Below are 19,824 nucleotides of genomic sequence, written 5' to 3'. Positions count from 1 at the left end.
GAAAAGAGTATATATTTGATAAAAAATGCGCGAAGTCAACAGTTCAAGTTGGCTTTTTTGGTTTGCATTCTAGTTCTCTCATATAATCAGAAAATGTATGATGATGTATGAATAATTCTTAGAATAAGATGAATAATAATGTCAGTTGTATTTACAAGTGAGGGATAAATATGGATCTTCTTATTAAGCAAAACTTACTTCTAACAATACGTGCCTTATACTTTTGTGTTGAGGAGCAATGGGCAATATTGGGGAAACGCCACCAAATTTCACCAGCTCAGCAGCATATCTTATTTTTGCTTTACTCATCAAATAAAAAATCACTTGCACCATCAGAATTAAGTGATCTAGGCTGTTGGCATATTTCAACGGTCTCAAGGTTATTGAAACCGATGGAATTAAGAGGACTAATAAAAATTTCCCAAGATAAACGACCGAAGTATAAAGAAGTCAACCTAACTCCAACAGGTATTCAGCTGATACAAGAATTAATTAACTCAGTTGGTAAAATGGATTCCTTTCCTTTGAATATTAGTCATTTAACTAATCATGAAATTGAACATTTTCTTGAATGCTCTCAAAAAATTTTGGATGTTAATAAGAGTGAAAATTTTGGAAATTGGTACAAGCAAGTCAAAACAGGCAGTTACTGATAAGGTGATAAGGGGGAATGTACGTGATAAATATTGGGGATAAAATGAACACGCTATTTTGGACAGCGATCATAGGCCTGATACTTACAACGATTTACTCGATTGTCATTGTTCAACAAGGGATTAAAACAAAGAAAATGATTACGTTTATTTATCAAAATATCTCAAAAAAAAGTACAAGAAATCTTGCTTAACAAGTTAGCCAACACAAGAGTTGGCTTTTTTATATGTTAGTTTGATAAAATTTACCTTTTCTTAATAAACAAATGTGGTTTTTATCACAAACAATGTGTACCATTAAAGTTGTATGAATGTAAATCTCGAAGGTTAAAGGAGTTGAGACTTTTGAAGAATATACGTTTAAAATCTTCCTTAGAACAGAATCAAATACAAAATCGCCTAAAATATAAACCTGAAATCTTGGAGCTACATATAAACGAAGAGAATCTTTATGAACCAGAAAAACTTGTAAGCCAAATAAGAGCTATAACTTCAGAAGGTATCCGTGTCTATCTTCATCATCCCTCGAAATTTAAGGGAGAGTATTTAGATATCATTAGCTCAAGTAAAGAGATGCGTGACTTTTATGATTGGTCTTCCTCTGTGTTAGCAAGTATTTGTAAACAAGAAAAAATCAAATGCATCATTCATTGTCATTATGCAAAATCTGAAAGCAGCAAATTTGTTGATCAAACCAAACGAATCGAAACGAGAAAGCGTATTGAAGAGATTTTAAGAATTAGTGATCAATGTTTTCTTTGGGAAGATACAATTCGAGGTATATTCTCGGCTGGTAATCCTCATCTTTTGGAAGAAATCGTCCAACCGTTGAACCTGCCGTTAAATATCGACATTAGTCATTCATTTATCGCCTTACAAGGTGAGAATCATCAATTACATCATCATTTAGAAACCTACCATCGATATGCACACTATTACCATCTCGTCGATTCAAAAGGCCTTACTCATGATTCATTGCCCCTAGGAAAAGGAAATATTGATTGGAAAATGGTTAAATCATATGTGAAAGATACCGACTTTATCTTTGAAATAGATTTAAAAGAATCGAACTATCTTGACTGCAGTCCGATGATTGAAAGTGCAAAGTATTTTAATCGTTTAGATATCCTGTCACCATCTAAGATTTTTTGACAATATAACGTTCTTATTTAAGAGGGAGTGTTGTAGCACTTCTTTTTTTATTTTAAAAAAGGTGCGTATTGACTTGTCTTTATGGTCGTATTCTAATTTTTATAGAATATATGTTCGTGTTAGATTTTTGAAAATGGTATTTTTATTAAACAAAACAAACTTTTATTAAAGAAAAAATAAAGAAATTGAATTTTAATTTATTGTAAATTTTTACAAAAATTAGTGTTATTTACCTAGTACAGAAGGTATAATTAACTTCGTAAAATCCACCAAGATTCGACTTCAATATGTATACTTCGTTTTTCCGCTAAAAGCCTGCATCTAAGTTCAATCAGACAAAATCAATCTTTTAAAAGAATAGGAGGTGTAAGTGAATCTATTTAGCTGTATGAGCAATCTAGTAAAAAAGGATGGAATCGCATTGCAGCAGGCAAGTCATTATTTCATTAGGCAAAAGGGAGATGAAGTATATGTTCACCTTGAAGCATTTTTTTCTAACAGAAGTAACGCCATTTGAGGATTCTATGTTTATTGAAGTTGGGATCGTCCATGCTTTTGATGGAGCCATTCAAGTAGAAACGATTATCCACTTTGTTGAAGGAGAGATAGAAAACACAGAACCTATGAATCTTGTTCATTAATCGATTTCTAGTTAAGGAGGGATCGCAAATGAAATGGGAATAGAAAAACCCTTTAGCAAACACTTTGAGCGGCGTGTGCAAAAGGGTGCAGTGAGTTGGATATATGCCAACTATACTAGGTATTATATCCAACTCCTTTAAAAAATGAAAGGTAAAAGTTTTAGAGGAGGATGAAGAATATGAAGAAATTCCAACATAATATCCAAAAGGAAGTTAAAGAGGTGCCATACATTATTAATGAATTAACCATGATCATTCTTCCATGGTATTCAAAGCATGCTTATTTAAACAGTACCATACTAGAGTTGTATCAGGAGGTTGATGTCAATGCTGGTTCGTTAGCGATTGTCAACCAAAGCTGTATTTATTATGGGAGTGATCTGAAGGGCAGGTTGCATCACGCTTCCATGATCTTAAAAGGGCAACGCATGCTGCCTGTGTTAATAAGTGAATCAAATCGAATTTGTATGGTGCCGACATGCTCACCTTACAAACCGGAATGTGTATGGCTCTCTTATAAACATGTAAAAGATATTGTTCCAAAAGAAAATCGTACAGTTGTCATCCTATCAAACAATCAGCATGTTGAATTAGATATCACGAGAGATGCCTTAGAAACTAGATTATCAAGAGCCGCACGTGTTGTCAGTACGCAAGGGTACAGACAGGAACAAATGACAGATCTTTATAAAATGCAGGTTGTGGCAGAGGATGCAAATCTTTATACGTTAAATAAGGATGTGGAGCATGATCAATTAGAGCAATAGATCGTAAGTTATGAAATGAAAATGGAAATCCACCAACCATATTCGGCTGATGGATTTCTAGTTTTTGATGTATTCAAGTGTAAGTGGATGACCTTATGTTTCTTCTACAATCTTTTGTGAGATCCAGCCTTCTTTGCCAGAGTCTGTTTCCACCTTTAGCCAGGTAATCCCTCTATCATCAATCGATTCTTCCTCTAAATATGTGACGGTTTCGCCTACTTTAATTGACTCGACGATGTTTCCGTTAAGGGATGGGGTGTCACGAATATTTCCGCCCTCTTCATACTGCTCTTTAAGTGTAAATTCTGTTGGATTGACTGATTCGACTGTTGCTACTACCTTTGATTGCAAACCACTAAGATCAAATCCTAATGATTTTTGGACCTTTTCTTCTGTTGCCCACTTATCAAACTTATGCCATGTTTGTGCATAGGCTTGTGTCGGGTTCTTGACAATCGCAATTGGTAAGAGGATTGCTAGAATAAATGCGGCAATTCGAAAGGTCTTTTTTAAGTGTGCTTTGTGTCTAGTCGGGCGTTTTTGTACGAGATGCTCCGTTTTGCCGAATCCTTTTATCAGAACAGCAAACGTATCCTCAATGAATTCGATCCACGACGGGATCACGTAATTGCCCGCATTTCTCCTTTTTGTTAGGAATGTATGAAACCAATTCATAATTGGATATGAAACAAGTTCAATCGCTTTTTTCAAGATGATGCTTAACCATTCAATAAGCTTCGGTAAGAGACGAATAAGAATGGGGCTGCTTATGATGATAACAAAATAGGTCACAAGCGCAATTCGTAACCATACTGGCAGTAATGACAGTGGCACCCAAAGCCAAAACACTTGATCTATAATGGTTTCCACAGGTTAATTACTCTCCTTTTGTTGTTTGATAGATATTTCGTAATTCATCAAGAGGATCATCATAATGGTTTTCTTGTGGCTCATTTTTCTCTCTGCCAATTGGATCATGAGGAAAATAAGCTCTAATTTTTTCAATTTGTTCTTTTGCTTCCACTTCATCGACTGCAGGGTCTAGTAAGATATTTCGTACTTGTTCCTGCACTTCGATACGGAATCTTTCTTCATTTTGAATGCGATTTTTCACGATGCTTCGTGCATCTTCATTTTCTTCAGCGATTAAAACGGCTTTGATTAGATTGCCTGCTTCGATCGCATCTTGGATTTCATTTGCGAGGAAGCTGGCGTTATTCAATTTCTTCTCACGGCGATGTTGTTCTAGTTCATACTCTTGATCAATTTTTCTAAATTCTCTATCATGCTCTTGGTCATGTGTACTTTGTTTCACGAGCACATTAATATCTGTAACAGCGACGCCGACTTGTTTTAATCCTGCAACCATTGATGAATGCTCATGAAGATCCTCGATATGGCGCTTTACTCGTTTTGCCTCAGAAATTGGATAGTCACATGTGATTTCCTCGAGCCAATACGGAATTTTCTTTTTAATATAGGTAACAATTTCACCAGCACCTTGCTGAATAAGTGAAATTGGGTCGACCACCTTGTAATCAATGGACAGGTCAACTAAGAATTGACGGCCGCGATCCTGTGAGGGCACCTCGTTTTCATATTGAAAGTTTAATGTCGACATGTTAACGATATATACTTTTGTATATTTGCCTGCACGCAGATCACTTCGTGAGATTCGGTCACCATTTTTTACAACCAAGAAGTTGCTATCTTCGTTTGTATAGACAAATGCTTGTGTCATGGATGAAGCTGGCGGCTTTTCAAAAAAGCTAAATTTAACTGGTTGTACTTCGATTAAATTCATTTGAATTTCCTCCTTATTGCTTAAATAACATTCTTGTCAGTAAAGTTTGGAATTAGTTCGGATTAAGCAGCTTGCGCTTTTGTTCATCCATCATTTCTTCATATAATTCGGTAAAAGGCTGACGGTTTTGAGTTAACATCCTGATTTTTAACCAATTTTTTGTTCGCTCTCCTACTGACCTGTTTTCATGGTAGAGGAGGGTGAGGGCGAGGGGAGCTATTTTTTAGGCTGTTCCGTTGCAGTCATTGTTAAAAACTCCTCACCTAATCTCTTTTTTTTGCTATATTTAAGTGCTTCGATTAGAAATGGCGCAAGGTGTTTCTGTATATGATCAGCAGTCTGTGTATCGACTAGGCTTTGGACATCTAATCGGATGATTGAGAAAAAGAAGTGTAGAAACTCAAATGGTTCCTCACGCTTTTCCTGTTCTGCAAGCAGCCAATCTCCAAACTGCTGGTAAAATGCTTCCTCATAATCTACGTTCAAGCTTCCTAGTTTCAGTAAGTACGTAAATGTGTTCGGATAGAGAAAAATGCCAATCTCCGATCCGAGTGCAACAGTTGCCGTCCATTGAAGGGCAAGATTATTTCGCTGTGCACTCCAGCTTTTTAGGAGATTGATAATCTCCTGGACATATTGATTTGAAGTGATGAGCTTTGTTAACACTTTTACCACTGTTTAACGATAAAAGATATTGTCATGCATCCATGTAGCCAATATCCGTATTTGTTTTTTTCGTGAGGCGTTCAGCATGCAGGATGTTTAAACGCTCCCCATCCGTTAAAAACGCTTGCTCATTCCCTTGTATCCATAACGGCTGAAGGTGTTGTGCCATAAGTGTTGATGCTTCCATAAAGGTTTTTTCAGGGACTTCTTTTAAGATTGCTAGTGTCACATATTGAGAAACGAGACTAAGAGAATGTCCATGTTCATGATACCAATGATTGACTCGTTCTTCCACTTGACTTTGCAGTTGACTGATCATCGTTTCTAGATCGATGCTGCCATTTAAAACAGGGAGCAGCTTATCTGGAAGCATGGCAATTTCAAATAGCTGCAGCTTTTCTAAGTATGGATCTATTCTATCTAATATCGCTTCTGGAACGTCATCGATTCCTTGTGCCTCAGCATGCTGAATCAGAATGCTTCTTTTATTAGAAGGACCTTTATGCGAATGTGTGATAACCCAATCAGGCAGCTGAGTGTCTTCTATTGTGATTACAAGGTTGTCAGCTGGATTTGTCCATTTCGGATATTAGCAGCCAACCAGCCAGTTAAGCCGCCTTCTGTTAAAAGAAAGGAAAATTATTTCCCATCCTGATAAATCGGAAACTGGTTATACGACGAGGTATTCATTGTTTGTATAATATATTCAATTGAATGAGAGGATAGAAGAGTAATAACGGTTTTCGATGCAATCGTCATTACTTTAGGAGGTGCCGTTAATAGTCTTGCAATCTTCTCAATATGAAGAACAACTTCCTCATGTGGATATGCAATATACGTACGCATTCGTAACTTCTCGTGAACAAGCGCATTCCTCAGCTTGGCATATTGTTTTAAATCAACAAAAAAGGAATGAATATAAGAATGTCTGCGGCTAGCCTCTAATAAAAGCTTCATAAACGCATCATTTTGATCATGTGGATTCAACCGTTTTAACACACTATGAATCTGATTAAATGCCACTTCAAAACGCTCGGCAAGCTCTGGGATTTGTTGTTGAATCGGGCTTTTAAATAGAATTCACTACCCTTATGAAAATATGTATCTACGATAATAGTATACAAAATAAGGGTCTTATTTCCTAGAGAAGGAGAGATATTTGTCATTATATGTATGAAGGTGGAGAAATTGAACCAAGGATCGTGCTTTGACGAGAGGGGTGGTTATTAATTTTGATATGATCTTGCAAGTTAATAAAGGAATCTTGCAACTGAGAGTAATCATTTTGTAACTTTGATTGATAATCTTGCAACTTATCGTGGTTATTTTGCAACTTTAAAGGATATTTTTGCAACCTTTTTAAAAAGCTACTTTTTTATTGTTTTAGAACTATGAACATAATAATAAATGAATGCTGACAAAATAACCTATGATAGAGATCACGAAAGAAAACATGTAAAACAAAAATTTTGTTCTTTACCTTTGTTATTTAAGGTTGATTGGAGCGGAAGTGCGAGACTCCTGCGGGAGCAGCGGGACAGGTGAGACTCATGCAGGCGTTTAAGCCGAGGAGGCTCACCGCCCGCCCCGAGGAAAGCGAGCATCTGTTGCGGAAATCATCCACACCGCACTACTTGGTAAATAGCAATAAATTTTGTAAAAACTGCCAATGATCGATGTCATGATCGGGATTGTGATTGGTCTTATTGGTGTATGGTTGATTGGAAGAAAGTCTGCATCTAGTCGCATTCCACATTTAATTACCAAAACGATCCGGGCTCAGGCACAATTCTTATTGGTTCTTTTCTCTGAACAGGGAGATGGCTTTCATGCGAGGAATAGTAAAGAGTTAAAAAAAATGCGAATCAATTTAGCGAATTTAAAAACAATTTACCATACAGCTGCGGGGGAAATTCCAGTTAATCGAGAGGACTTGGATTATTATTGGCCCGTTATCTTTTCCATCGAGAATGTAAGCTATCTCCTGGAGGATTGCTCAAAAATGGAGAAACGTCCGATTCTTACCGATCAAGCACTTTCACAATTGCTTTACGCCTGTGAAATGACGGCCAATGCAGCTAGTCAAAAACGTTCACATTCAATAAAAAATATCCCGGAAATAGAAGGATTCCCAAGTATACAGAGAGAATTGATGAATTTGCAGAAGGCACTTAAGTAGGGATATTTCATAAGCGAAAGATAAAGGGAAATGATTTTTTAAATCAATGGCTCTGTTATCTTTTGTTGTTGATTTTTTAGGTAATGGAAAAAGACCGCTTTTTCGGACTTTTTGTCATATTATTTTTCAATTGCTAATCTGAAAACCAAAAGTGCAAGCAAAATGGTTAATGGAGTCATGACCAATGTTTCCAAGGCAGAGCTTGAAGCTAAATTGCCTATTGTATTAAGCACCATAACCCCAAACATGACCCATGTACCGACATTCACTGTTCTTTTGAGCTTTCCTTTGAAGACATATCCTGCTTTTATAGCAATAATTGAAATAAATAGTATTTGCACAACGATTGATATGATTTCAAAGATAATTAAATCCGCCTCACTCTTTAATCGTCCTCCCCATACAAAATCATGTGGCACAATTTTTAGAAGGATCAGGACATGCATCAAAAGTGCTAGTGTATTAATGGTGATTATTATATTACTTGCCAGTCTAACGCTAATTAATTTTTTCATTTCCCTCTCCTCAATCAATTGCGTTGCAATTTTAATGACTCTACATGCAATATATTCAACCATTAAGGATTTATGATGATAGGAAACGTAGGTAATAAAACTGAAAAGCTGCTTAACTTTTAACTTGTTTAAACCAATGGGGCAAGAAGAGTTAAACTTAACGAGCAACTTAGTTCAATATTAAATTAAAAAAGAACCCTTTGAATTAACTAAATTCTAAGGGTTTTCTCTGGTTCAGTGAATAAAGTGTTGAAATTTAAAAGACAAACTCCATGAATAGAGAGCATGCTTTTTGCTAAGCACGTATTTGATAAAAAAGTGGAGACGTACTTGGTTAAGTAGCAGGGGGTCTCTTGATTAATTGTGACTTAATCCATTTTAACTAAAGATGGTGTTGATCCGGTTTACCAATCAGTTTTATAATTGATTTCATTTTCTTCATTTTTTTCACTTTAACATTGTTGGAGTGAAGCCCCTTGAACTCGGGATTGTTCCTGACAAGACAATATTGGAAGAAGATACAAATGATATAATTTGTTAAAACTAATAATAAGGTAATATGTTGTACAAAAAGGATAGATGTAAGCAGGTATAATTCCCCTGTTCATCTATCCTTTCTTTTTTACCCTATATGATGTGTAACATTATAATAAATCGTTTTCTTATAGGTTTCATAATTATTTTCATGCTTTTCATAAACTTATTCCAACATTCTATTTTTTAAATATAGCAAAAGGTTTCCCTACTGGTAATAGAATATGTCCAAAATGAGTATTTAACACAACTGCTGCAGAACCGTAGAATGACAATAAAGCAATACATAGTTCTGAAATAGCAGCAAGCATATGGGTTGCTTCGTGCATAATATTAAACGAACTCAATGATAATCCAATAAATAATAAATCAATAAATACAAAAATAAAGAAGAGCACCTTATGGGTTTCCATCGCACCAATCGTCATAAATATACTAAAGATTAAATAACCGATAAATGCAACTCCAAGCTGTTTAGCATCTGCATTTTCTGCAAGGGTTTCCCCAAAAGCTCCTAATTGAATTAACCAAGTCGTTCCAACTCCAAACCAAAAAAGGCCAAAAGCTCCAAAAGCAGTTGTTCCGAATATGTTGTTATGCTTTGAATCAAGAAAAGCAGCTATTAGTTGAGCCAGGCCGCCTAAAAAGAATGCCCATGGTACAATTAAAGAAAGTCCTTCTGTCAGTCCTAATTTTTGTGAAGATGCAACAAGAGTGACCATTGCCAATCCAAATAAGCCAAGTGCTGATGGATCTGCTGTTGTAATTTTAACTTGCGTATGATTCTGAGTATCCATTATTTCCTCCTAAAAACAAACTCATATAAAAATAAAGGAAAAAATAATATATGTCAATAATATTTTGCCCAGCATGTCAGCAGCAGTTTCCAAAGGCAAATAACTGGTGCAATCACTTCTCAACGAACATAACAACATTGAATTACGGAATAATCTATATTCTCCAAATTTCTTTTACCCTCAACCTCCTACCGCTAGGATTCAAATCACAAAGCCATTCTATTATTATCATGATCTAAATCATAACGAAGACAGTATAGTTCAATAGGACATTTCGAATTTTAATAAGCTAGGTGGGGGAGTATGGAAAGATTCTTGGGAAGGTCTATTAGACATAGGTGATCCGATATTTGTAGATACCAATAATAAAAATTATCCTGTTCTGACTGCTGAACACGGTATGGGTGTATGGGAACCATCTGTATTATATAACTCTTTAGAAGAATTTATAAAGGAAATTAAATAAGAGGGCAACAGCCCTCTTATTTAATGCCACTATTTATAGCTAATATAGGTAGATTAACAAAATAATCCTGCCCTTTAGTACAAGAAGAAAAGGGACTGCCGCAGTAGTCCGATCATTAACTTTTGCACCCCCGTCAGTTGAAGATGTAATAGAAATGGCTATCACAAAAAAATCAACACTTTATATCCTCAATAGACCTTATTAAACACACAAAGGCGATGACACTCAGTCAGCGCCTTTCCATTGTATTGATAATCGAACTTTTTAACACAAGTGGTGGTTTAGCTAAGGATTATTTTACACTGAATCCTCAGCTTTTATTTATTATTGTTAGTGGTTTCCCAAGTAATATTAGGTTCAGAAGGCTGAGGATCATTTTTCATTAAGAAAAGCTGCAAGCCAGCTAAATCATCGGTATTGATAAAATCAACACCCGCTTTCAAAAGTTCCTTCCATACAGCATCCCTAGCTGGAGATGCGATGTCAGGGGTCGCCCAAAAACGTACTTTCTGTCCATTATCATGAGCGGTTAAAACAATATTATTCAGTTTGTCCCTTTCATTTTTTGGCATCTCACCTACACCCATCCATGTAAAATGTTTTGTCCAATTATCACTAATAATTGGCATAAACTCATTGGATGCACCTGAATCAAGGTCACTCATTCGTCCATCATAGGCTGCATAGCGAACGGGCTGGTTCTCCATTAGATCTTTTGGACGATTTCCTGAAATATAAACAGTAATCGCCCCCGGTTTTACCCCTGAAGGCAAAAACTTTGTAAGCATGTTTTGATATTTTTTAAGCTGTTCATGGATAACTTGATAGGTCGCTACATCCTCCGACTTCACATCGATCCATAGGATGAACTCTTTATCATATCCTGGATAAACGGCTCCATTATTATCTTTAACTCTTTCCTTCATTTGGTCAAGATATAGTGATTTCAATGTTCGATCTGGTCGTAAATCCTCTTTATCATGTGCAACAAGGAGTTCACCATCAACAAGCCAAACATCAGCTTCTACACTCGTAAATCCATGCTCCAGGGCATCTGTTAATGGACGGGTATGCTCGTAATCATTATGTGCGTGAGCTTTTGCAAGAGGAACTACAGTCTCTTGTTTAGATAATGGTGAATTGCTTTCCCCGGCAACAGCAAAAACATTTGTAAAAGATAGCATGAAAACAGAAGCAATAAGTGTTAAAACAGCCAAGAATTTCTTCATAGTTTCTAGTCCTCCTATAATAATAGATTACCTTTTCCATCTTAGAGAAAAACCATTAAAGTTCAATGAAATTACAGGATTCTTAACAAACCCTTTAATTACTTTACATGTTTTATATAAATGGCAAAATATTTTTACAAAAAAATAAAAAAATATAAATTTAATAAAAAAATTAAACTTTTATCTTTTGTTCGTTTAAAAGAAAATCAAGTTAATTTCCTTTTTAGTTAATACAATTTTGTTATGCAACTATACTCACCCCTTAGCTTAAGTATAATTGTTCACAATCTATTTGTTTTGATATTAATATTTGATCATTTCACATAGTATATAACTCTTTCCAATAGCAAAAAATAAAATACAAAATTAAAGGGGTAAAGATAAATGCGGGAATTTATAGAAAATTTAGACTTAGGAGCAAAGGGATTATGGTTTCCTGTTGCAGCAAGTATTTTATTTGCTATAACAGCCCTTATAATCCCCAAAAAGAACATTTCTTGGAGGGAAATCTATATTACATTTGGGGTAGTAGGGTTTGTTACTTGGTTTAGCGATGGTCTAATTGCGAGGGTATTTGACCTTTTTGATATAGGGGATCCGAATAAAGCTGGAATTGGAGATATTCTCAGTTATACCTTTATACCAACCTCACTTGCAATACTTTATTTAAACTTCCTTACAAAGGATAATAAATGGAAATTGACAATCGGTTTCACTTTACTATCACTTTTAATAGAATTTGGGATGGTCTATGTTGGGTATATGAAATATAAAGGATGGAGTTGGTTAATTTCAATACCTGTGTTTCTTATTGCTTTCGGTCTTATACTACCAATTCATATTAGGTTAGTTAGAAATAAGTAACTATTGTCTAGATATTATAAACCTTTTAGCTTTTAAAAGAGGACATTAATCGTTTGGATATTGTCCTCTTGAAATATTATTTAATTTTATATTTGATAACAACTTTCGAACATTTCATAATATGGAGGGCAATTCATTTTATTTTTGTAATTCAATACCAAATATCAAAGAATTGTGGCCCTATCCATTTTTTAATGAATGAAACGGGTCTATTTTGGCATTGTCTTTTTGGAGTTAGAAAAGTTTATTTTTATAGTAGCACAATAAAAAAGGAAATCACTGGCTGCCATCCCTTTCTAAAACTCTTGCACCTTATAGTTTAAGTAGAAACCTTCACAATCCCTTCTACCCTTTAACATAATCTAATCCCTAAAATGTGTTGTTTCAGAAACTGGTACAACGCAAAAAGGCGACTTGTTATTAAAGAAATGCTCCCAATTGTAGAAGATACTATCTTTCTTTTTATTGAGAGAAATCACAAGAACCCAATAAATCGATCATGTACGAGTGAATAGTGTCTTTTCAACGTACAGGTTAATGGCAGAGTGAAACACATAGTCTATGTTACTTGCAGTGTTTTTTTATGTGAACGACAAAAAATAACAAATTTATCTAAAAAAGTAATAATAAATTAATATGCTATTTACATTGTTTATGTATTGTTAAATCGTAGCAAATATTAAGGAATAGGATGTGGAGAACAGTGAAGAAGAAAAGAATCTTGTCGTTGACTGTACCGTTTATGTTGGCATCATCTTTGTTTGGAAATGCTGCAAGTGCAGCCCCGAATGATAACTGGTTACAAAGCAGCAAAACAGAGTTAAGTGCTCATCGTGGTGCACAAGTGGCCGCCCCTGAAAACACATTAGAAGCGATAACTCAGGCTGGACTATTAGGATATGGCTTTGTTGAAATTGATGTCCAAAAAACAAAGGACGGCCAATACATATTAATGCATGATAAAACGGTTGACCGCACTACTACAGGCTCTGGAGAGGTAAAAGATTTAACATTAGAAGAACTTCGTAGTTTTGATATTGAAGATAAAGAAGGAAAAGTAACAGAGTATAAAGTACCTACACTTGAGGAAGTGTTAGAGGAAGCTCATAAATACAATATTGGTATCAATTTTGATGGTTCAAAAGGCGACTGGGATGATAAGGAATTCGTAGACGGTATTATGGAAGAAGCTGAAGAAGCCAAAGTATTGAATCATTCATTCTTTGTACTAAGTAATGACGATATTCGAAATCAATTTAACGAATGGTACCCAGAAGCAACTGTGACATTCCTAGGAAATGCATTGAAGAATGTAGATGCTGATATTGAAGAATTAAAACAATATGATAGCGCCATTTACTCAACATCGATTAACAATGTAGATGAAGAAACTGCCAAAGAAGTTAGAAAAGCAGGCCTAAAACTGCATGTATACTCAGTTAACTCTGCTGAAACATATGAAAAAGCGAAACGTATTCATCCACGATTGATTGAAACAGATGTGATTATACCTTAACCAAAATTGGATCACCATCGTTTTAGTTGTTGTATCCGTTATTTTACTGCCAGGAATACTGTTTATAACGAAGGAGAAATCAGTAACCAATATTCCATAGTTTACTAAATTCAAATTTTAAAATTGTTTCATTCCTTCAGCCGATATTGATTTTAAAGCACATATAAGAAATGGGCTTGAGCTAACGGGGAAGGGGAAGTTTAGTTTCATAAGCATATAAAATAAAAAAGGGAAAGTCCCCACTACTCGAGGACTTTCCTTTTTCTTGATTCACTTTTTCAAGCTCAGCTGCCAAAAAAGGATCATCTATCGTTATGGTCGATTGGTTACGAGCCATTTCTTGAGGTGATTCTTTCCTGCCATCATTCAACCCCGAGATGGGGGCATTCCTCTAATAATTTCTCCATGCCTTCTCATACTTCTCAATAATCGTTGGACGAGTCAACGTATTCGTTTCAAGCGGGACTTTATTGCCTTTTTCGTCTGTTATTTCTTGATCAATGTCTTTTCCAAACGAGGTTAAGCCGTCTAGAACGTCATTTGTTAGAAATTTTGTTTTCACGTTAATTTCTGTTTCTTTAAGTGTGAAGGCTTCTCGTTTTGCTAAGACGAATCCCCAGTCGCCAAAGCTTGGGACATCGACGTGCAGGTTAGCTGTATGGAGGTCTGCAGCTTGGACTGTTTGGTTGATGGACCAATACACGTCTGTTGCAAAGGTCGGGCTTGTGGCTTGAATCATGATCGAACCGCCTGGTGTCAGATGGTTTCTTATCAGCTGATAAAATTCCATTGTGTAGAGTTTATTTAATGATTCATTATTTGGATCTGGTAAATCAACAAGAATGACATCATAAAATGCTTGTTCGTTTTTTAGGTATTGAAAAGCGTCTTCATTTTCAACGTGTACTCGTTCATCCTCATATGAGTGTTCATTTAGGTTCACAATATCACGATGTGTTTTGCCAAGCTCAACGACTTTAGGGTCTAGATCGACTAATGTCATTGATTTCACTTCATCGTATTTTTGTAATTCACGTAATGCTAAACCATCACCACCCCCAAGGATGAGAATATGTTCCCGCGATTGTGCGGTTGCCATGGCAGGGTGTACGAGTGTTTCATGGTAGCGGTATTCATCACTTGAGCTGAATTGAAGCTGTCCGTCGAGAAATAACCGCAAATCTCCTTGTTCCTTTGTCAAAATGATTTGCTGATATTCTGTTTGTTCTGTATGTATAATCGGATCGCGATATAGCTTTTGCTCAAAGGAAAAGGCGGTTTCTTCACCAATAAATAAGCCGCCGACAAGCAAGAGGAAAATCGCAATTCCAGCAGTGAAATGACGTCGGAATGTTTTGATTTCCTTTTTAAAATAAAGTAAGATCCATAAGGCTACGACAACATTTATAATGGCTACGAGAAAAGCTGTTTTGACAAGCCCGAATTCCGGACGGAAGATGTAAACAAATAAGAGTCCGCCGATTAATCCACCGGCATAATCGGAAAAGAGCACCCTTGCTGTACTTTTTTTCACGGTGACCCCGATTTCATTCGCTTTTCTAATTAAAATTGGCAGCTCTACACCTGTCAGCGCCCCGACTAGTAAAGTAATGAAATATAAAAAGAAAGAGTCCATTCCTTCACTTAAAAAGGCTGAAACACCAAACAGGACAAATGTTGAAAAACCAGCGATGATTCCAATTAAATATTCAATCCACACAAAAGATAGGAGTAGATTCTTTGTTACTTTCTCACTGATTGAAGCGCCGATTCCCATTCCCGTTAAGAAAAGAGAAATGGTGAGGGTGTATTGTTTCACACCATCACCAAGTAAATAGGAGCCGGCCGCACCGAATAAGACTTCAAAAATAATACCGCATACTGATACAATGCCTGAGGCCCAATAGATTGCTTTGCTTTGTTTTATCGTATTTTCGATCACGAAATGGTCTCCTTGTTTTAAATCATTAAAGTCTCGCTTATGTGATGGATGCACCAATGACGAATGCTAAACCAATCGAAACACACATGCTAATAATTCCAACAGAAATATTTCCTTTTTGCAGCTGTTCTTCGACAGAGAATTTTCTAGTGAGTAATTCAAATAATAAATAAGCAATTAATTGCAGAAGAGTCCCATATGCTCCCCAAATAATCGTGTCTACAACGCTAGCACTATGATAAATGGAGAATGCTAGAATGATACAGATCCCGATGATTTTCCCGCCGATTGAAAGGGATACTGCTTGGTTGCCATTTAATACCTCATCCCAATCCCGATACTTCTTTGTCATGACTTCAAAAATGATTAATCCAATTAAAACAACTGCGATGGCTATCACAAAGTAGACAGCCGTTAACAGAAATGGTTCCATATTTTATCTTTCCCTTCCTGATTATTTTCCAGTACCAGGTCCGCCGCCGCGGACAGCTGATGTGCCACCTCTGACAGTGGAGGACGTTCCGTTTGAATTTTTATAGTACCCACCGGAAGTTCCATAGCCATGATAACAATCTTCATTGTTTGCCTGACATTTATTTCGCTGTTTTTTGCCCCAATCATCAACATCGAGCAAATCATCTAAGATCCATAGCACGAGTAACCCGTCAAAGAAATCCGGACTGTAATTATTACGGACAAAATCGTAAGACGATATTTCAACATTTGTATGTGCCGTGTTTTCTTCATTAGTCGTAAGAATCACAAATGAATCCTGATAGACGAGAACTTGTTTGTTTTCCTTTTTCTCACTAACCTCTTTTGGCTTTTCATAATTTTGTAATTCTGTTGCAACTTCGTCGATGGATTTATTTTCAGCAAGATAAATTTCAGAAATTTCATTTGCACTGTCCTGCACGGATACAACATCTTGAAGGATATAATTCGTATCAATAAATTCAGCAATTCCATCTTTAAAAACCGTACCGCCTGTTGAACCTTGCATGTCATTTCCACATGCTGACAATAGCAAAATAAAAGACAGCATAACAAAAAGAAGTGGTTTTTTCACGTACTCACCTTCTTTCTCGGGCAATCTAGTTAGAAGGACATCTCAAGTTTAATGTACTTAAGATGTCCGATTTTGCCCATTATTCTTTTCCTAATTTTCTTTTTAATGCTGCGAGTTCATCATCAACATCATTTTTTTCTAATGCTTCAAACTCATCATCTAAGCTTCTGTTAGCTGATCTCATGTCTTCGCTTGTTTCGGCTTCTGCCTCATATTGCAGCACTTTTTCTTCCATCCGTTCAAAGCCGCGTTTTGATTCATCACCGCCAATGCCGGAAAGGGTGCGATTAATTTTTGTTTTTGTTTTTGCTGTTTCAGCACGGGCCTTTAATGAATCCTTTTTCAATTTCATTTCATAGTATTCAGCTTTCATCTCGTCTAATTTTTTTCGAAGGGAATCTGAATCAAGCTTAGCGCGATCATAGGATTCTTTTAATGTATCTGCTGTTTGTTTGTGAATTTTCTTGTCTTCTAACGCGCGTCTCGCAAGGTCATCATTTCCTGCTTCAATAGCTGTGACGGCTTGTTCATCACGTTTCTCAACCATTTTCTGTGCATCTTCATATTTCTTTTGGAGCATTTTCTCATTTGCAATTTGTTTGGCCACAGCTGACTCGGCGTCACGAATATCTGATTCCATATCTCTCATAAATTGCTCAAGCATTTTGACCGGATCTTCTGCTTTATCGATTAATGCATTTAATTCAGAATCGACAACTGTTTTTACGCGCTTAAATAATTTAAACATGGAATGTCCTCCTATTTACTTGCGATTATTTTTAATTCGTATTGCTGGATTTCATAACCAGCACTTACTTCGATTTCACTGCCCCATTTTTCAACGGAAAGGAAATTTTCTTCCTCTTCATCACAATAGTCATAGTACCCGCAAATCATACCGTTAACATTCTGATTTCGGCCAATTCCTGTTACACGGGCAGAACCTGATTCATCAAGATGGTAAACGATACCGTCATGTTCAATCTTTTTTGGAAGAGGCTCCTTGAGTTTCAGCTTTACTTTTTCATACATGCCAAGATAGAGCTCGTCATCCATTTCAACACTTAACCAAATTGTCTTTGAAACACCCTCAAGCTGGTAGGCATGCCATTTGAAGCCATGGTCATCATAACTGATTTTACCGACTATTTTATAATCCTCTAAATCATACGTTACGATGTCATCTACTTGCAGGTTAAACATATTTCGTTCTTCTACAGGCTTTGGGACATTCTCTTTCTTCCCAAATAACTTACTAAAAAAACTCATGGATCCACCTCGGCTTCATATCCTTTTTCTTACACGTACTACTACGATAAGAAATGGATAAAGTTTCAAATTTTTGATATAGTCCGTTTTGCAAATGAATCTTCGTTAATGCCCAATAGTGGTATTATACCGCTTTTTTCCAGAAAGTTAACCTGGCGTTGTTGGTAATTGAAGAGTGAAGCGTATCTGAAAAGAGGAGAAATGCACGAAGTACTGAGTTTAATGCTCCTAAGAGTAATGCACCAAGCTTGCATCCAACTCAATACTACTTAATTCCTATTATTTGTAAATTATTAATGAAATTGTTAAGTTTATGTAAGGTGAATGTGTTTTTAATATTAATATTCACTTGATCATATTCAATTTTGGTGTAGAAAGAAATATAGTAACAGAAACATAAAAAATTCTTTGTTTAATTATACGAGGGGTAAGGAAAAGGGAGAAAATGAAAAACTTACAAATGGTTTTAAACTTAGAGTTTATAAAGAAATATGTACTAGAAATAGGCGTTATATTATGTTTTGTTTTGCCGCCTGTTGGGATCTTTTGGCTTTTGTGTATTGGTTGGAATCAATTGAATAAAACGATAGATTTAAAGGTTCCTATTTATTTAAATACGACGATTTTCTTTTATATTTGTTTGGCAATAGCAGCTTTAGGTTCGAGTTTTTCTCAAAAAAATGAATCACATATGTTGATTTTTGTTATGATTTTAGGGTATTTGGGGCTTTACTTAAATATTAAAGAACGTGCATCTTTGGCATTTATTTACCGCTTTAAATATATCATGATCATTGGCGGAATCTATTTAGTGGCACTAGGAAATATATTGAGAGAGTTCCCTGTATCAAACACTTATTTAGGACTGCTTACAGGTACCAAATTTATTGGACCGACAGAAGGTATCGGAGGAAGATTATTTGGAAGTGCATATAATCCGAATTTTACTGGCTTTTTATTATTAGTCATTCTTACTTTTCTATTAGCAGATCTTTTAAAGAAAAAATATGAAAATACCAAAAACATAACAAAATGGGAATGTTTTCTTCCACTATTTATTGTGATGGGAATTTTTCAAACAAGTTCACGTGCTAGTATCGGTGTTATGTTTATCGTGTTAGTCCTTTTCTTGTTAAAACTTGTACCTAAAATAGGAATAACAGCTATCATTGTGATTCTCTTTGCTAACAACCAAATCTTTGCGCTTATACCTAGGTTTGACATTATTAATGAAGCTTTTCTTGAAAGGAAAGTCATTTGGGAAAACAGTATTCGTATTTGGAAGGAGTATCCTTTCTTTGGAACGACTCCATTAGGATTCTATGATGCATACCTTCATGTTGGTAAATCTGTTATTCATGAACCAATATACCATGCTCATAATATCTTTTTAGCAACCTTTTCTGAGTATGGAACAATTGGCGGGCTTGCTTTTATATTACTTTTAATGACGATTACACTTAAGCTGTGCTGTTTAGTATTTTTAAATGCAAAAAAGAAGGCATTGCTTAATTTTTTTCTATTATCACTGCCTGTCATTCTATTATCGGGAATCTTTGATCATCCTCTCGTGTCACCACAGACTGCTCTATTGACTACGATTTTAATAGGTTGTTGGGATCGGTATACGGAAAGCATACCTTTTGTTGAGAAGTCTATTTTGACAATGAAACGGGCTTTTGCAAAGGTGATTTATGTTGAGAAAAAACCTCTTCCACATCACTTGACCGAAACAGAAAAGAAATAAAAGACACAAATATG

22 protein-coding genes are annotated in these 19,824 nt (G+C 35.7%); 9 read left to right on the top strand and 13 right to left on the bottom strand.

Translation table 11 applies throughout. The annotated features are described in order from the left end of the window. Positions 1–170: 170 nt before the first annotated feature. The 5 genes from GMB29_RS24905 to GMB29_RS24885 all read left to right on the top strand — a co-directional run bounded on the left by GMB29_RS24905 (position 171) and on the right by GMB29_RS24885 (position 3,213). A complete protein-coding gene (locus GMB29_RS24905) occupies positions 171–653 on the top strand; it encodes a MarR family winged helix-turn-helix transcriptional regulator (RefSeq protein ID WP_136352260.1) in 483 nt (160 codons plus the stop codon). Between the two features lie 23 nt (positions 654–676). Continuing rightward, positions 677–847 carry a hypothetical protein gene (locus GMB29_RS24900; RefSeq protein ID WP_155443948.1) on the top strand — a complete coding sequence of 57 codons (171 nt, stop codon included), beginning with the start codon at positions 677–679 and terminating at the stop codon, positions 845–847. 151 nt (positions 848–998) lie between these two features. Then, positions 999–1,805, top strand: a complete 807-nt coding sequence (locus GMB29_RS24895; protein WP_136352261.1) for a TIM barrel protein — start codon at positions 999–1,001, stop codon at positions 1,803–1,805. Between the two features lie 470 nt (positions 1,806–2,275). After that, a complete protein-coding gene (locus GMB29_RS24890; protein ID WP_155443947.1) occupies positions 2,276–2,446 on the top strand; it encodes a hypothetical protein in 171 nt (56 codons plus the stop codon). Between the two features lie 179 nt (positions 2,447–2,625). Next, entirely contained in the window at positions 2,626–3,213 is a 588-nt protein-coding gene (locus tag GMB29_RS24885; protein WP_168733795.1) for a competence protein ComK, read from the top strand. Positions 3,214–3,306: 93 nt separating this feature from the next. On the opposite strand, the gene GMB29_RS24880 is transcribed toward GMB29_RS24885, so the two are convergent. From GMB29_RS24880 to GMB29_RS24860, 5 genes are all read right to left on the bottom strand, one after another. Then, entirely contained in the window at positions 3,307–4,083 is a 777-nt protein-coding gene (locus GMB29_RS24880; protein WP_136352263.1) for an SH3 domain-containing protein, read from the bottom strand. Positions 4,084–4,090: 7 nt separating this feature from the next. Further along, entirely contained in the window at positions 4,091–5,017 is a 927-nt protein-coding gene (locus GMB29_RS24875; RefSeq protein ID WP_136352264.1) for a hypothetical protein, read from the bottom strand. A gap of 216 nt (positions 5,018–5,233) precedes the next feature. Further along, the gene (locus GMB29_RS24870; protein WP_155443946.1) at positions 5,234–5,683 is read right to left on the bottom strand and encodes a hypothetical protein; all 450 of its coding nucleotides are present in this window, start codon (positions 5,681–5,683) and stop codon (positions 5,234–5,236) included. 31 nt (positions 5,684–5,714) lie between these two features. Continuing rightward, a complete protein-coding gene (locus tag GMB29_RS24865) occupies positions 5,715–6,056 on the bottom strand; it encodes a hypothetical protein (RefSeq protein ID WP_136352266.1) in 342 nt (113 codons plus the stop codon). Positions 6,057–6,322: 266 nt separating this feature from the next. After that, positions 6,323–6,706, bottom strand: coding sequence for a hypothetical protein (locus GMB29_RS24860; RefSeq protein WP_136352267.1), 384 nt, complete (start codon positions 6,704–6,706; stop codon positions 6,323–6,325). A gap of 646 nt (positions 6,707–7,352) precedes the next feature. Here GMB29_RS24860 and GMB29_RS24855 point away from each other — a divergent pair. After that, positions 7,353–7,862 carry an FUSC family protein gene (locus tag GMB29_RS24855; protein WP_136352268.1) on the top strand — a complete coding sequence of 170 codons (510 nt, stop codon included), beginning with the start codon at positions 7,353–7,355 and terminating at the stop codon, positions 7,860–7,862. 119 nt (positions 7,863–7,981) lie between these two features. Here the strand turns inward: GMB29_RS24855 and GMB29_RS24850 are convergent, their stop codons facing one another. The 3 genes from GMB29_RS24850 to GMB29_RS24840 all read right to left on the bottom strand — a co-directional run bounded on the left by GMB29_RS24850 (position 7,982) and on the right by GMB29_RS24840 (position 11,403). Beyond that, complete coding sequence (locus GMB29_RS24850) at positions 7,982–8,377, bottom strand: hypothetical protein (RefSeq protein ID WP_136352269.1); 396 nt, start codon at positions 8,375–8,377, stop codon at positions 7,982–7,984. A 713-nt stretch (positions 8,378–9,090) separates the two neighbouring features. Beyond that, positions 9,091–9,708, bottom strand: coding sequence for an acetate uptake transporter (locus tag GMB29_RS24845; protein ID WP_136352270.1), 618 nt, complete (start codon positions 9,706–9,708; stop codon positions 9,091–9,093). Between the two features lie 783 nt (positions 9,709–10,491). Continuing rightward, positions 10,492–11,403: a phosphatidylinositol-specific phospholipase C/glycerophosphodiester phosphodiesterase family protein gene (locus GMB29_RS24840; protein ID WP_211091253.1), complete on the bottom strand. Its 912-nt coding sequence runs from the start codon at positions 11,401–11,403 to the stop codon at positions 10,492–10,494. Positions 11,404–11,787: 384 nt separating this feature from the next. Here GMB29_RS24840 and GMB29_RS24835 point away from each other — a divergent pair, with 384 nt between their 5' ends. Both GMB29_RS24835 and GMB29_RS24830 read left to right on the top strand, forming a co-directional pair. After that, positions 11,788–12,267, top strand: coding sequence for a hypothetical protein (locus GMB29_RS24835; protein WP_136352271.1), 480 nt, complete (start codon positions 11,788–11,790; stop codon positions 12,265–12,267). Positions 12,268–12,970: 703 nt separating this feature from the next. Further along, positions 12,971–13,783 (top strand): glycerophosphodiester phosphodiesterase, encoded by an 813-nt coding sequence (locus GMB29_RS24830; protein ID WP_168733796.1) that lies wholly within the window; start codon positions 12,971–12,973, stop codon positions 13,781–13,783. A 391-nt stretch (positions 13,784–14,174) separates the two neighbouring features. Here the strand turns inward: GMB29_RS24830 and GMB29_RS24825 are convergent, their stop codons facing one another. From GMB29_RS24825 to GMB29_RS24805, 5 genes are all read right to left on the bottom strand, one after another. Continuing rightward, positions 14,175–15,725, bottom strand: coding sequence for a polyamine aminopropyltransferase (locus tag GMB29_RS24825; RefSeq protein ID WP_136352273.1), 1,551 nt, complete (start codon positions 15,723–15,725; stop codon positions 14,175–14,177). Positions 15,726–15,762: 37 nt separating this feature from the next. Beyond that, positions 15,763–16,158, bottom strand: a complete 396-nt coding sequence (locus tag GMB29_RS24820; protein WP_136352274.1) for a DUF350 domain-containing protein — start codon at positions 16,156–16,158, stop codon at positions 15,763–15,765. 21 nt (positions 16,159–16,179) lie between these two features. After that, positions 16,180–16,794 carry a DUF4247 domain-containing protein gene (locus tag GMB29_RS24815; RefSeq protein WP_136352275.1) on the bottom strand — a complete coding sequence of 205 codons (615 nt, stop codon included), beginning with the start codon at positions 16,792–16,794 and terminating at the stop codon, positions 16,180–16,182. Positions 16,795–16,873: 79 nt separating this feature from the next. After that, positions 16,874–17,542: a PspA/IM30 family protein gene (locus GMB29_RS24810; RefSeq protein ID WP_136352276.1), complete on the bottom strand. Its 669-nt coding sequence runs from the start codon at positions 17,540–17,542 to the stop codon at positions 16,874–16,876. Positions 17,543–17,553: 11 nt separating this feature from the next. After that, a complete protein-coding gene (locus tag GMB29_RS24805) occupies positions 17,554–18,063 on the bottom strand; it encodes a DUF4178 domain-containing protein (RefSeq protein WP_136352277.1) in 510 nt (169 codons plus the stop codon). A 445-nt stretch (positions 18,064–18,508) separates the two neighbouring features. On the opposite strand from GMB29_RS24805, the gene GMB29_RS24800 reads away from it, so the two are divergent. After that, the gene (locus GMB29_RS24800; protein WP_136352278.1) at positions 18,509–19,810 is read left to right on the top strand and encodes an O-antigen ligase family protein; all 1,302 of its coding nucleotides are present in this window, start codon (positions 18,509–18,511) and stop codon (positions 19,808–19,810) included. Positions 19,811–19,824 lie beyond the last annotated feature (14 nt).

Origin of the sequence: Metabacillus sediminilitoris (genome assembly GCF_009720625.1) — a bacterium.
Lineage (GTDB): Bacteria > Bacillota > Bacilli > Bacillales > Bacillaceae > Metabacillus > Metabacillus sediminilitoris.
The sequence above is the reverse complement of the archived record's forward strand: the minus strand, read 5'-3'. Positions and strand labels throughout refer to the sequence as shown.

Coding starts and splice junctions, on each gene's coding strand:
- GMB29_RS24835 (WP_136352271.1), top strand. CDS start 11,788: ATGCGGGAATTTATAGAAAATTTAGACTTAGGAGCAAAGGGATTATGG.
- GMB29_RS24850 (WP_136352269.1), bottom strand. CDS start 8,377: ATGAAAAAATTAATTAGCGTTAGACTGGCAAGTAATATAATAATCACC.
- GMB29_RS24890 (WP_155443947.1), top strand. CDS start 2,276: ATGTTCACCTTGAAGCATTTTTTTCTAACAGAAGTAACGCCATTTGAG.
- GMB29_RS24885 (WP_168733795.1), top strand. CDS start 2,626: ATGAAGAAATTCCAACATAATATCCAAAAGGAAGTTAAAGAGGTGCCA.
- GMB29_RS24905 (WP_136352260.1), top strand. CDS start 171: ATGGATCTTCTTATTAAGCAAAACTTACTTCTAACAATACGTGCCTTA.
- GMB29_RS24855 (WP_136352268.1), top strand. CDS start 7,353: ATGATCGATGTCATGATCGGGATTGTGATTGGTCTTATTGGTGTATGG.
- GMB29_RS24840 (WP_211091253.1), bottom strand. CDS start 11,403: ATGAAGAAATTCTTGGCTGTTTTAACACTTATTGCTTCTGTTTTCATG.
- GMB29_RS24820 (WP_136352274.1), bottom strand. CDS start 16,158: ATGGAACCATTTCTGTTAACGGCTGTCTACTTTGTGATAGCCATCGCA.
- GMB29_RS24810 (WP_136352276.1), bottom strand. CDS start 17,542: ATGTTTAAATTATTTAAGCGCGTAAAAACAGTTGTCGATTCTGAATTA.
- GMB29_RS24800 (WP_136352278.1), top strand. CDS start 18,509: ATGAAAAACTTACAAATGGTTTTAAACTTAGAGTTTATAAAGAAATAT.
- GMB29_RS24875 (WP_136352264.1), bottom strand. CDS start 5,017: ATGAATTTAATCGAAGTACAACCAGTTAAATTTAGCTTTTTTGAAAAG.
- GMB29_RS24805 (WP_136352277.1), bottom strand. CDS start 18,063: ATGAGTTTTTTTAGTAAGTTATTTGGGAAGAAAGAGAATGTCCCAAAG.
- GMB29_RS24845 (WP_136352270.1), bottom strand. CDS start 9,708: ATGGATACTCAGAATCATACGCAAGTTAAAATTACAACAGCAGATCCA.
- GMB29_RS24865 (WP_136352266.1), bottom strand. CDS start 6,056: ATGCTTCCAGATAAGCTGCTCCCTGTTTTAAATGGCAGCATCGATCTA.